This is a genomic window from Gluconobacter albidus, from assembly GCF_002723915.1.
GTDB classification, from domain to species: domain Bacteria; phylum Pseudomonadota; class Alphaproteobacteria; order Acetobacterales; family Acetobacteraceae; genus Gluconobacter; species Gluconobacter albidus.
In genome coordinates this window covers 293,397-306,578 of sequence record NZ_BEWL01000002.1, presented here as the reverse complement: position 1 = coordinate 306,578, position 13,182 = coordinate 293,397, and the positions used below count along the sequence as shown (strand labels likewise).

The following is a 13,182-nucleotide window of genomic DNA, read 5'->3' as shown; positions in this document are numbered from 1 at the left end:
CGCGGCGTACCGCGGACACCTTAAAAATGAACCGTAGCGAGAAGGAGGGAGCGGGCAATTAAAGCCCGCTCTGCTCGAGTTCGACATTCAGGCCGAGTGACTTCAGTTCCTTGATCAGAACGTTGAAGCTCTCCGGAATGCCGGCTTCGAAATCGTCCTGTTCGCGAACGATTGCTTCATAGACCTTGGTACGGCCGGAAACGTCATCCGACTTCACCGTCAGCATTTCCTGCAGCGTGTAAGCTGCACCATATGCTTCAAGGGCCCACACTTCCATTTCACCAAAGCGCTGACCACCGAACTGCGCCTTACCACCCAGCGGCTGCTGCGTGACGAGCGAGTAAGGACCGATCGAACGGGCATGGATCTTGTCGTCGACAAGGTGATGCAGCTTCAGCATGTAGATGTAGCCGACCGTTGTCTGACGCTCGAACAGCTCACCCGTACGACCGTCAATCAGCTGCGACTGGCCGGACTTGTTCACGCCTGCCTTCTCGAGCATCTCTTCGATGTCAGGAATGGAAGCGCCATCGAACACCGGCGTTGCAATCGGCAGACCCTTGCGAAGGTTGTTCGCAAGCTCGATCAGCTGCTCATTCGGCAGCGTCGCGATGTCGTCATTGAAGACCACGTCTCCATAGACGTCATGCAGACGATCCAGCAGTTCCTGCTTGCGCTCACCCGTCCGCTGATACTCGTCCACCATCTCGCCAATGCTGGCGCCGATATTGGCACAGGCCCAGCCCAGATGGGTTTCGAGGATCTGACCGATGTTCATGCGCGACGGCACACCCAGCGGGTTCAGCACGATGTCGACGGCCTGACCGTTCTCAAGGAACGGCATGTCCTCGACGGGAACAACGCGGGAGACGACACCCTTGTTACCGTGACGACCGGCCATCTTGTCACCCGGCTGAAGCTTGCGCTTCACGGCAACGAAGACCTTGACCATCTTCATCACACCAGGCGGCAGTTCGTCACCGCGCTGGAGCTTCTCGACCTTGCTGTCGAAACGCGCATCAATCCGGCGCGTCGCTTCCTTGAACTCACCGCGCAGCTTTTCAAGCTCCGCCATGACGTCGTCGGACGTGACCGTAATGCTGGCCCAGGTCGCGCGATGATGCTCGTCCAGAACCTCTTCCGTGATCGGCGTGCCCGAACGGAGGCCCTTGAACCCGGCACCGGCCGTCTGGCCCACCAGACGTTCACGGAGACGGTTATAAAAGCTGCGCTCCTGAATGCCGCGCTCGTCATCACGATCCTTCGTGAGACGCTCGATCTCGGCGCGCTCGATCGCCATGGCGCGCTCGTCCTTGTCCACGCCACGGCGGGAGAAGACGCGAACGTCGACAATCGTGCCAGTCGTGCCGGGTGGCAGCTTCAGGGACGTATCACGGACGTCGGAAGCCTTTTCACCGAAGATGGCGCGCAGAAGCTTTTCTTCCGGCGTCATCGGGCTTTCACCCTTCGGCGTCACCTTACCAACGAGAATATCACCCGGGTTCACTTCCGCACCAACATACACAATGCCAGCTTCGTCGAGGTTGCGCAGGGCTTCCTCGCCGACATTGGGAATGTCGCGCGTGATTTCTTCCTGACCCAGTTTCGTATCGCGGGCCATGACTTCGAATTCTTCGATATGGATCGAAGTGAAGACGTCGTCACGGGCAATACGTTCGGAGATCAGAATCGAATCTTCGAAGTTGTAACCGTTCCAGGGCATGAACGCGACGAGCACGTTACGACCCAGAGCCAGTTCACCAAGCTCGGTGGACGGACCATCGGCAATGATGTCACCAGCATGAACAGTGTCACCAACCTTCACCAGCGGACGCTGGTTGATGCAGGCGGACTGGTTGGAGCGCATGTACTTGCGCAGACGATAGATATCCACGCCCTGCGTTGCACCAGCCTCGTCCGTGGCACGAACCACGATACGGGCACCGTCGATCTGGTCGATCACACCACGGCGCTTGGCCACGATGGTGGCACCGGAGTCATGCGCAACAGCGGCTTCCATACCGGTACCGACCAGCGGGGCGTCAGCCTTCACCAGCGGGACAGCCTGACGCTGCATGTTCGCGCCCATCAGTGCGCGGTTGGCGTCATCGTTCTCAAGGAAAGGAATGAGCGCGGCAGCGACAGACACAAGCTGCTTCGGCGAAACGTCGCAGGCCGTGACCTGCTCCGGCGGGACAACGCGGAAGTCACCCGAACGACGAACGGAAACAAGTTCATCCGTCAGACGACCCTGATCGTCCTGCTTGGCATCAGCCTGGGCAACAACGAGCTTTTCTTCTTCCATGGCGGAAAGATATTTCCAGCCATCCTGAAGAACGCCTTCTTCCACCAGACGATAAGGCGTCTCGATAAAGCCGTACTTGTTCACCTTGGCATAGGTCGACAGCGAGTTGATCAGACCGATGTTCGGGCCTTCCGGCGTCTCGATCGGGCAGATACGGCCGTAATGCGTCGGGTGAACGTCACGAACTTCGAAGCCTGCGCGCTCACGGGTCAGGCCGCCCGGACCAAGCGCCGAAAGACGACGCTTGTGCGTCACTTCGGAAAGTGGATTCGTCTGATCCATGAACTGGCTGAGCTGCGAGGAACCAAAGAATTCGCGCACAGCAGCCGCGGCAGGCTTCGCATTGATCAGGTCATGCGGCATGACTGTATCGATGTCGACGGAACCCATACGCTCGCGGATGGCACGTTCCATGCGGAGCAGGCCAACGCGATACTGGTTTTCCATCAGTTCGCCGACAGAGCGGACACGACGGTTACCAAGGTTGTCGATATCGTCGATCTGGCCGCGGCCATCCTTCAGTTCACACATAATCTTGATCGTGCGCAGGATGTCTTCCTTACGCAGAACGCGCAGGGTATCTGGTGCGTCCACATCAAGACGCATGTTCATCTTTACACGGCCAACCGCAGAAAGATCATAGCGACCCTGGTCGAAGAACAGACCATGGAACATGGCTTCCGCCGTTTCCTTGGTCGGCGGTTCACCCGGACGCATGATACGATAGATGTCGATCAGGGCCTCATCACGGCTGCTGTTCTTGTCAGCAGCCAGCGTGTTGCGGATCCAGGGACCGTGCGAGCCGTCAACAGACAGAAGCGGAAGCTCCGTGATGCCCATTTCCTCAAGCGTCGCCAGACGGTCTTCCGTCAGCTCTTCGCCAGCTTCGCCGTAAATCTCACCTGTATTCTCATTCACGAGATCATAGGCAAGGAAGCGTCCGAGGATATCGAGACGACCAACCTGCACGACGCGGGTTTTTTCCGCGATCTTACGGACCATACGCGCAGTCAGCTTGGCGTCGGCTTCGGCAACCACCTCACCCGTATCAGCATCAACCAGCGGGCTGAGCAGCTTCAGGCCACGGAATGCATCGGGATCGAAAGGGCGGGCCCATTCACCGCCCAGACGGGTGAAGGGAACAGTCTGGTAGAAGTAGGACAGGATTTCATCCTGATCCATTCCACGGATATCGAGGCCGTCTACGTCACCGCCGTCAGCAATCTTCCGCTCACGCTGCGCGAGATAGTTTGCACCTTCAAGCGCATAAAGAAGAGTTGTAACCGGCAGCTTGCGCTTGCGGTCGATACGGACATAGATCAGGTCCTTGGCATCAAACTCGAAGTCGAGCCAGGAACCACGATACGGAATAACGCGGGCGGCAAAGAGGTACTTGCCCGAAGAATGCGTCTTGCCTTTGTCGTGATCGAAGAACACGCCCGGGCTACGATGCATCTGGGAGACAATGACGCGCTCTGTGCCATTGATGATAAAGGTGCCGTTATCAGTCATGAGCGGCATGTCGCCCATGTAAACCGGCTGTTCCTTCATGTCGTGAATCGAACGTGAACCGGTGTCCTCGTCGATATCCCACGTCGTCAGACGAAGAATAACCTTCAGCGGCGCCGCATAGGTCAGACCGCGCTGAATGCATTCCTCGACATCATATTTCGGATCTTCGAATTCGTAGGACATGAAGTCCAGACGACCGCGACCCGCAAAATCGTTGATCGGAAACACCGAACGGAAGACTTCCTGAAGACCGGCGTCCTGCCGGCTGTCAGGACTTACGTTCATCTGCAGGAATGCCTCATAGGAGGCGCGCTGCACGTCGATCAAATTGGGCATCGGCGCAATTTCGGGAATACGCCCGAAACTTTTGCGGATCCTTTTGCGTCCCGTGAACGATTTGGTGATCGCGTTCATCTCTTCTGCCCTCTGCACCAGACCTTCGAGTCGCCCGCAAACCGTGCCGAGAACAGGTCCCTGCATTGCGGACGACCGGAACGACCGGCCGTTATGAAATTTTCAGTACGTGGCGAGCCGCGCACTATACGCCCGTTCTACTCCAACGGCAAATCGGGCGGGAACCGCATGCGATCCCCGCCCCATCTGTCTGCCAGGCAGTGGCTGCGACGCGAACGAAGCAACCCGAAATCAGTAGATTACTTGACTTCGACCTTGGCACCGGCGTCTTCAAGAGCCTTCTTGATCTTGGCAGCTTCGTCCTTGGACGCGCCTTCCTTGACGGTCTTCGGTGCGCCTTCGACCAGGTCCTTGGCTTCCTTCAGACCGAGGCCCGTGATGCCACGGACTTCCTTGATCACGTTGATCTTCTTGTCGCCGGCGTCAGCCAGGACAACCGTGAATTCGGTCTGCTCTTCAGCGGGAGCAGCAGCAGCACCAGCAGCAGCAGCAACTGCAACCGGAGCAGCAGCGGAAACGCCCCACTTCTCTTCAAGCATCTTGGAAAGCTCTGCAGCTTCCAGAACGGTCAGAGCGGACAGCTCTTCAACAATCTTTGCCAGATCGGCCATGGTCTTATCCTAAATTGATGTACTGTTGATCAGGTTCAGGCCTACGCCGCAGCGCGGGCCTTCATTCTCAGGCGGCTTCTGCTTCGCCGGCCTTGGCATAGGCACCAAAGACGCGAGCAAGCTGGCCAGCCGGCGCCTGGACAACGCCTGCGATACGCGTTGCGGGGGTATTGATCATACCCACCAGCTTCGCACGCAGCTCGTCCAGCGACGGCAGCTCGGCGAGGGCCTTGACTCCGTCGACGCCAAGCGTCTGGGAACCCAGGGCGCCACCAAGCACCACCAGTTTGTCATTCGTCTTGGCGAACTCGACGATCACCTTCGCTACTGATGCCGGGTCTTCAGACCACGCAAGCGCGGTCGGTCCCTTGAGCAGCGGCGCGATGCCGTCGAATTGGGTCCCATCCAGAGCACGGCTGGCCAGCCGGTTCTTCGCAACCTTGTATGTCGCCCCTGCCGCACGAATGCGTCGACGCAGTTCCGTCACATCGGCAACCGTCAGACCCTTGTTCTGGGTGACGACAACCATGGACGTGCTGCCAAACACATCGGCGAGGAACTCAACAAAGGCCCGTTTTTCCGTACGGTCCAAAACCTGTCTCCTCGTCAGTCCAGCTTTCGCCAGACCAGGTTACCCATGGAGCCGCCTCTTTCGAAGCAGCTCCGCTCGCCTGTCCACAGAAGTGAGCGAACCCAGCACATCGCAGCAGCGCCACTGAATACTGTCGCCCCGTCTGACGCCCGCGATCCCGAAAGATCCTTAAGGCCCCGAAGGTCCACGTGCGGTCTTGGACAGGTTTGGAAGCGACCTGCAAGCAGGCCACCCCTCAGCCATCACACCCGAGGGCGTGACGTCATTTCGTGGTGGTCTTTCCCAGAAGGAAGACCACCTGTCAATCAGGCTTCGAAGCTCGAAACGTCAACGCGAACGCCCGGACCCATCGTGGAAGACAGGGCTGCCTTCTTCAGATACGTACCCTTGGCACCCGTCGGACGAGCCTTCTGCACGGCATCGACCAGAGCGTTGATGTTCTCGACCAGCTTGGCTTCATCAAAGGAAGCCTTGCCAACGCCGGCATGAATGATACCGGCCTTTTCGGCACGATACTCGACCTGACCGGACTTGGCTGCCGTGATGGCACCCTTGACATCCATGGTTACCGTACCGAGACGCGGGTTCGGCATCAGGCCGCGCGAGCCGAGGATCTTACCCAGACGACCCACGAGAGCCATCATGTCCGGCGTCGCGATGCAGCGGTCGAAGTTGATTTCGCCAGCCTGGATCTTTTCAGCCAGATCTTCTGCACCGACGACTTCCGCACCAGCAGCCAGGGCTTCTTCAGCCTTCGGGCCGCGGGCGAACACGCCAACGCGCAGGGTCTTGCCCGTGCCGTTCGGCAGGGAGATCAGACCTCGGACCATCTGGTCAGCGTGACGCGGATCGATGCCGAGGTTCAGCGAGATTTCGATCGTCTCGTCGAACTTTGCATTGGCGTTGCTCTTCACGAGAGCGACAGCCTCGGTCAGGCCGTACGGCTTGTTACGCTCGACAGTTGCCTGTGCGGCGTTCAGACGCTTGTTCTTGGCCATAGGATCAGCCCTCCACCACGTTCAGGCCCATCGACTTGGCGGAACCGGCGAGCATGCGCACGGCGCCATCAATGTCGTTGGCGTTCATGTCCTTGAACTTCGTCTCAGCGATCTCGCGAAGCTGAGCCGTCGTCACGGAACCAACCGCAGCGGACTTGCCGACCGTCTGGCTGCCCTTGGAAATCTTGGCAGCCTTCAGCAGGAAGTACGTGTTCGGCGGCGTCTTCGTGATAAAGGAGAACGTGCGATCCGCATAGGCGGTGATGACCACCGGGATCGGCATGCCGGGCTCGAGCTGCTGGGTCTTGGCGTTGAACTCCTTGCAGAACTGCATGATGTTCAGGCCGCGCTGACCCAGAGCCGGACCAACCGGCGGAGAAGGATTGGCTTTACCAGCCGGGATCTGAAGCTTGATGTAGCCAACAACTTTTTTGGCCATATCCGGGACTCCCCTGTTTGTCGTTCCCGAACCGCGGTTCAACGGAGTCGGCCACGCCTCCTCCTCCCGCGTTCGAAGTGAGGCGGACCCCTAGACCAGTTAGGGGCGCCCCGTCAAGCCCTGCGAAACATTGACCGGGGGCTGATCGCCCCGCAGATCGTTGTCCAGCGGGGACGCATGACTGTCGATGCCACTGACCGGCTTCGGAGTCCGCAAATCCTTGTACTGAAGCGGGCCGAAAGGATCGATCTGCTTGACGCCCGGCAGGTCGCTGGCACTCCAGCCGCCGCCCAGAGCGCGCACCAGACGCACGGAGGACTGCACCTGCGCCGTCTGCGCCTCGACTTCCGCCAGACGCGCCTGAAGCGCATCCTGCTGCGCCACGAGCGCATCAAGATAGTTGGACAGTCCGCCCGTATAGAGCGCCATCGTCATGTTCTGCGTCCGCAGCGCAGCCTCAACGGCTTTCTGCTGCTGATCCTGGGCAATCTTGAACTGCCGCGTCTGGGTCAGACCATCCTCGACATCCTGAAACGCGGACAGGACGACAGAACGGTAATTGTCCACCATTCCGCGGTACTGTGACCACGAGCGCTGCAACGCTGCGCGTCTCAGGCCACCCGTAAAGGCCGGTTCGACCGCCTGCACGGCAATTTTCCAGAAGGCGCGGGAGATACTGGCCAGATCGAAACCACCATCCTCGAATCCGCCTTCCGCGCTGAAGGTGATGTGCGGATAGAATGCCGCACGAGACACACCGATCGCACGTGCGGAAGCCGCCATCTGGCGTTCGGCAATCGCGATGTCAGGGCGACGCTCCAGCAGGGATGCAGGCAGTCCGGCGTTGATCTTCACCACGCCGAAATGCATCTTCACGTCCTTGACAGGCGCGATGTGAAAGCCTGCCGGGGCCGTGTTCAGCAAGACTGCGATGGCATGTTCCATGACATTGCGGCGGGCAATCAGATTGCTTTTTGCAGCCTGCGCCGAATAGAGCTGGGTCTCGGCACGCGAGACGTCCAGCCCCGCACCGATCGACCCTGCCTGACGCAGTTCGGTAATTTCTACAGCTGCGCGGAAGTAGCGGATGGAATCATCATAAACCGCATTCTGGGCATCCAGACCGCGCAGGGCGACGTAATCCGATGCCAGCTCCGCTTCCAGACTGAGCCTTGCCAGCGCGTATTGTCCGGCAGAAGCCTGAGCGAGGTTTTTCTGCATCCGCGTCGTATTGCGAATGGAATTCCAGAAATCCGGCTCCCACGTGGCAGCGCCGCTATAGGCCTGGTTGGATTCATAAACGAGGCTGCTGCTGCGGGCCGGATTGTTGTACAGCCTCCCGACCGAGCCTTTATTGTCACTCATATGCGCGGAGCCTGTCACCTGCGGATACAGGCGACTTTCCGTCTCACGAGCAACATCGCGGGCCTGGGTGAACGTCTCTGCCTCCGCCTGCAGATCTGGATTGACGGCGAGCATGCGCTGTTCGAGCCCATTGAGAATGGGATCGTTGAACATGGTCCACCAGTCACTCCGGACGGCACCATCCGCAGGCTGCGCGTTGACCATCAGCCCCTTCCCTTCCCATCCTTCAGGGTAAAGGAATTTCTGCGGATGATACTCCGGGGCCAGATCGCAGGAGGCAAGCCCGATGGACAGAACGCCGCCCAGAGCCGTCGTAAGACGCCAGATGGAACGCTTGCGGGTTGATGCGCTCTTCCGGGAGGGAGATGACTGGGAACTTTCCGGTTTCATCAGCGCGATCCGGCCTCTTCGGGGTTTGCGTCATGCTGGCGGACAGGCTGCTGATCCGCATCCTGCAGCGCCTTGCCTGGCGTGTTGTATCCCGGTGTGGTCGGGACGATCCTGACTTCGTCCCCTTCCAGCAGATCAGCCGTAGGGTTGGCAACCACGCGGTCGTCTTTTGTAATACCGCTAAGCACCTGAACTGTCGTCCCGAAATTGATCCCGACGGTGACGTTCACCAGATGCGCGTGGTTGTTGATGACCTTCGCGACCTGCGTCCCTTCGGCCCGGTAAATGATCGCACCTTCCGGCAGGATCAGAATATTCGGGTTTCCGGGGGCCGAGATATGCGCTGTCGCATAGGAATTCGGCCACAGCAGATTGTCGTCATTATCCAGTGTCAGTTCGGTCGTCACCGTACGGGTCGCGGCGTTGAAGGCATTGGCCGTCGCAAGGAAGGTCGCCCGGAAATGACTTCCCGGATATTGCGGCACCGTCAGTTCGGCTTCGATCTTCGGCGAAATCACACTCGCAAAATCCTGCGGCACCGAAACGAACACGCGCATCCGGTGAACGTCGGCCACCGAAAACAGCTCGGATGCCGCACCGCGGGAATTCACATTGCCACCGCCCGCATTCACGTAATCACCCACGTTCACCAGACGGGACGTCACGATTCCATCAAAGGGTGCGACGATCTTCTTGAAATCCTCAAGCGCCTGAAAGCGGTCCACATCATGGCGCGCGGCTTCCAGTTCGGCTTTCTGCGCGGCAGCATTTGCGGCCTGCACGTCCACTTCCTGACGTGATACGGCCTGCGTCCCCTTCAGCGCCGTCCAGCGCTGTGTGGTGATGACGGCCAGATTATAACGCGCCAGAATGACGTTGTAATGCGCCTTGGCAGCCTCGAACTGGGCGTCGATGCTCGGCGTGCTGATTTCCGCCAGAACATCCCCGCGCTTCACATGTGCGCCGTAGTCCTTGTACCACATTTTCACATAGCCCGAGACCTGCGCGTAGATCGGCGCCTCGTACCATGCGGCAAGATTGGCAGGCAGATCGACCTGTCGTGTCTTCGGTCCCGGCTGCGGTGTAATCAGCGTAACGGGCGGAATGGCCGCCTCTTCGGTCGCGCCACGCAGGGAGTGATAATGCGTGCCCCGCTGCACGATTCCCCATGCCGCGAGTGCAATCGCCAGCAGGATCACCACCAGCAGAATGAGCTTGCCGCGCGCGCCTGAGCCCGTACGGGCCTGATGGTTTGTCGGAGGCACCTGCCCCTGATCCGTAGAATGGCTCACGCGCGGTCTCCTTCAGGCCCAGCAGGCCGCTTGTAATGAATAAGGGCAAAAACGCAGGGAACAAAAAGCAGGGTGGCAACGGTCGCAACCAGCAGACCACCGATCACTGCCTTGCCCAGCGGCGCATTGTCGGAATTGCTGATGGACATCGGGATCATGCCGATGATCATTGCAAGCGCCGTCATCATAACGGGACGGATACGTTCGTAGCCCGCTTCCAGAGCCGCGAGAATGGCATCACCATGCTCGTCCATCCGCTCACGGGCAAACGCTACCACGAGAATGGCGTTGGCCGTAGCCGTACCCATGCACATGATCGCCCCCGTCAGTGCCGGTACCGACATGGATGTATGCGTCAGGAAGAGGCTCCACGAGATACCGCCCAGAGCCCCTGGCAGCGCCGAGATGATAACGAACGGATCAAGCCAGGACTGAAAGTTGACGACAATGATCAGGTAAACCAGCACGATCGACAGCGCGAGGCCACCTGCGAGCTGGACATACGCATCGTTCATCGTCACAGCCTGTCCACGGACCACCATGGTCGAGCCATGCGGCAGCAGCTTGCGTTCTTCCTCCACGATCCGGTTCACGGCTCTTGAAACCGTTCCCAGATCCATGTCCTCCGGCGCAGCATAGATGTCGAACACGGGCATGATGTTGTAATGCGCGACTTCTGCTGGAGTCCCGGTCTGCACTAGAGCACTCAGCCCTCCCAGAAGCTGCGGCGTCTGGTTTGTCGGGTTACCGTCCCCCTTGTCGATCGGGAGAATTTCCAGATCGTTCATGGTCTGCAGATAATTCGCGGGGGTCTGCACATCAATGAGCTGCGACGTGCCCTGCGCGTTCAGGTAGTAGGTCTGGCCGACCTGCCCGCTACCGGACAGCGTCACAAGAGCATTCAGGGCCACGTCCCGCTCGGTAATACCCGTTCCCAGCGCAAAGCTGCGTCGGTTGTTCACTAGGATCGTCGGCTGCGTCATCGGCTCCTGAATGGAGACATCCGCGATTCCCGGAATATGCCGCAGTTTCTGGGCAATCTGTGTCGCGAATTTGAAGTTTTCGCTCAGATCGCGGCCCACGATCTGCACGTCGATCGGAGATGGCAGACCGAAGTTCAGGATCTTCGCCGTCAGATCGCCCGGCTGAAACGTGAAGACCGTTCCCGGAAAATCGTTCGTCAGACCCTTGCGCAGCCTGCGGCGGTATTCCGGGATCGGGCTTTCGGAGTTTCGCAGCTGGATGGTGATGTCGCAGTCCTGTGATCCCACGGTCGGGGACGGAATCATTGCCTGGTTCAGCTGACTGAACGGCAGACCGCAGTTATTGACAATATTGACCACCTGACCCGGCAACAGGCTCCGGATCTTGCGTTCCGCCAACCCTGCAATCTTGCCGGTCTCTTCTAGGCGCGTGCCGATCGGGGCACGCATGTGCATCTGCAACGTTCCGGACTTGATCTCAGGGAAGAAGTCCTGACCGATGAACAGCAGGAGCGCCATGGACGATACGGCCGCCAGCAGGAACAGCATCACGAAACGACCGCGAATCGCAATCAGGGTTTCAAGGATGACCTTGTAATGCTCGCGGAAACTGGAGAATCGCGCCTCAAATCCCCGCTGGAAACGCCCGAAAATTCCGGGCTTGCGATGGTGCCATTCAGGATCACGATGCATCCGCACCTGAGCCGCCAGCATCCAGTTCGCCATCGTCGGCACCAGCGTCCGCGACAGGATGAAAGAAGCGATCATGGCAAAGATGATGGCTTCGGCCATCGGCATGAACAGCCAGCCCGAAATCCCCGTCAGTTCGAACAGCGGCAGCCACACGATGCAGATACAGGTCGTGGACACGAAGGTCGGGATGACGATCTGGTTGGCGGCATCAATGATGGCGTCTTCCAGTTCCTTCCCGGTTTCGAGATGCGCGTCGATGTTTTCGATCATGACTGTCGCGTCATCGACGAGAATACCAACCGCCAGCGCCAGACCGCCCAGCGTCATCACATTGATGGACTGCCCGGCGATGCTCAGCCCGATGATCGAACACAGCATTGCCAGCGGAATGGACGTCGCCACGATGATGGTCGAACGCCACGAGCCAAGGAACAGCAGAACCGTCAGGCTGGTCAGGATCGCGGCCGTGATCATCTCACGCACCACGTCCACGACCGATTCCTTCACAAAGCTCGACGCATCGGTCAGGACATTCACTGTCGTTCCGGCTGGCAGCGTTGCCTCGACCTGCGGCAGGAGCTTCTTGATGCCGCTTACGACGGACAGCGTGGAAGCATCACCACTTTTGAGGATGACAATCAGGACCGCCTGCTGCCCTTTCACAAGGACTGCGTTGATCTGCGGAGGCCCTCCCCGATGCACCCAGGCAACGTCACGCAGATAGATCACGGAATTGCCGACCTGCTTGATCGGCATCTTGTTGAAGACTTCCAGATCAAGGGGCGTCGAGTTCGTCTTCACCATCCAGTCAAGCTGGCCGATCCGCTGATCGCCTGCCGGAAGAACGATATTCTGCAGGTTCAGCGCTGTCGCCACGTCTTCTGGAGACAGTCTGTGCGCCAGCAGCTTGATCGGGTCGATATCCACCATGATGTCCGGAGCCAGACCACCATAGGGATTGGGGATCGCGGCCCCGGGCACGGAAATCAGTTCCGGCCGGATCAGGTTGGACGCCATGTTGTAGATTTCCGACCCGGACATGGTCGGATTGTTGACCTGCAACGTCAGAACCGGAACCGACGACGCATCCATTGCCAGAATCAGCGGTGGGGTCGAACCGTTCGGCAACTGTTTGATGACCGTCTGGGACACCGACGTGATCTGCGTCTGCGCCACCGCCGTATTGGTTCCCGGCTGGAAGAACACCTTCACGATGCCACGCCCGTAATAGGACGAGCTTTCGATATGTTCGATGTTGCTGACCGTCGCCGTCAGGGAACGTTCGTAATAATAAACGATACGCCCCGACATGTCCTCAGGCATCAGGCCCGTATAGGACCAGATGACAGCCACGATCGGAATCTTGATTGAAGGAAAGACATCCGTGGGCGTGGAAACGATGGCCCGGACCCCGAAGATCAGGATCATGATCGACAGGACAACGAAAGTGTAAGGCCGCTTCAGCGCGGTAACGACAATGGCATTCATGCGGTCAGACAACCCCTTGGGGCTCTTCCTGGTCCGGTCATTCTCAACGGGTGTCCCCTTGCAAATTGATCCGAGTCATATCCATCGAGACTCAGACGAC

The 13,182-nt window shown here is 59.0% G+C and carries 8 protein-coding genes; all 8 read right to left on the bottom strand.

The window, feature by feature from the left end; all coding sequences use genetic code 11:
* Positions 1-58: 58 nt before the first annotated feature.
* Positions 59-4,231 (bottom strand): DNA-directed RNA polymerase subunit beta, encoded by a 4,173-nt coding sequence (gene rpoB, locus GAL01_RS04335; RefSeq protein WP_062029337.1) that lies wholly within the window; start codon positions 4,229-4,231, stop codon positions 59-61.
* Positions 4,232-4,470: 239 nt separating this feature from the next.
* On the bottom strand, positions 4,471-4,842 hold the full coding sequence (rplL, locus tag GAL01_RS04330; RefSeq protein ID WP_062029282.1) for a 50S ribosomal protein L7/L12: 372 nt from the start codon (positions 4,840-4,842) through the stop codon (positions 4,471-4,473).
* Positions 4,843-4,909: 67 nt separating this feature from the next.
* Positions 4,910-5,434: a 50S ribosomal protein L10 gene (gene rplJ / locus GAL01_RS04325; protein WP_062029280.1), complete on the bottom strand. Its 525-nt coding sequence runs from the start codon at positions 5,432-5,434 to the stop codon at positions 4,910-4,912.
* A 305-nt stretch (positions 5,435-5,739) separates the two neighbouring features.
* A complete protein-coding gene (gene rplA / locus GAL01_RS04320) occupies positions 5,740-6,432 on the bottom strand; it encodes a 50S ribosomal protein L1 (protein ID WP_062029278.1) in 693 nt (230 codons plus the stop codon).
* 4 nt (positions 6,433-6,436) lie between these two features.
* Complete coding sequence (gene rplK, locus GAL01_RS04315; RefSeq protein WP_008852418.1) at positions 6,437-6,871, bottom strand: 50S ribosomal protein L11; 435 nt, start codon at positions 6,869-6,871, stop codon at positions 6,437-6,439.
* Positions 6,872-6,970: 99 nt separating this feature from the next.
* The gene (locus GAL01_RS04310) at positions 6,971-8,626 is read right to left on the bottom strand and encodes an efflux transporter outer membrane subunit (protein WP_231865289.1); all 1,656 of its coding nucleotides are present in this window, start codon (positions 8,624-8,626) and stop codon (positions 6,971-6,973) included.
* On the bottom strand, positions 8,626-9,837 hold the full coding sequence (locus GAL01_RS04305) for an efflux RND transporter periplasmic adaptor subunit (RefSeq protein ID WP_231865290.1): 1,212 nt from the start codon (positions 9,835-9,837) through the stop codon (positions 8,626-8,628). Before GAL01_RS04305 ends, GAL01_RS04310 begins: the two co-directional genes overlap by 1 nt.
* 77 nt (positions 9,838-9,914) lie before the next feature.
* On the bottom strand, positions 9,915-13,082 hold the full coding sequence (locus tag GAL01_RS04300) for an efflux RND transporter permease subunit (RefSeq protein ID WP_062029276.1): 3,168 nt from the start codon (positions 13,080-13,082) through the stop codon (positions 9,915-9,917).
* Positions 13,083-13,182: the final 100 nt, after the last annotated feature.

What these genes read in the sequence shown, in the direction of transcription:
- rpoB (WP_062029337.1), bottom strand. Translation starts at nt 4,231, where the DNA reads ATGAACGCGATCACCAAATCGTTCACGGGACGCAAAAGGATCCGCAAA.
- rplL (WP_062029282.1), bottom strand. Translation starts at nt 4,842, where the DNA reads ATGGCCGATCTGGCAAAGATTGTTGAAGAGCTGTCCGCTCTGACCGTT.
- rplA (WP_062029278.1), bottom strand. Translation starts at nt 6,432, where the DNA reads ATGGCCAAGAACAAGCGTCTGAACGCCGCACAGGCAACTGTCGAGCGT.
- rplK (WP_008852418.1), bottom strand. Translation starts at nt 6,871, where the DNA reads ATGGCCAAAAAAGTTGTTGGCTACATCAAGCTTCAGATCCCGGCTGGT.
- GAL01_RS04310 (WP_231865289.1), bottom strand. Translation starts at nt 8,626, where the DNA reads ATGAAACCGGAAAGTTCCCAGTCATCTCCCTCCCGGAAGAGCGCATCA.
- GAL01_RS04300 (WP_062029276.1), bottom strand. Translation starts at nt 13,082, where the DNA reads ATGAATGCCATTGTCGTTACCGCGCTGAAGCGGCCTTACACTTTCGTT.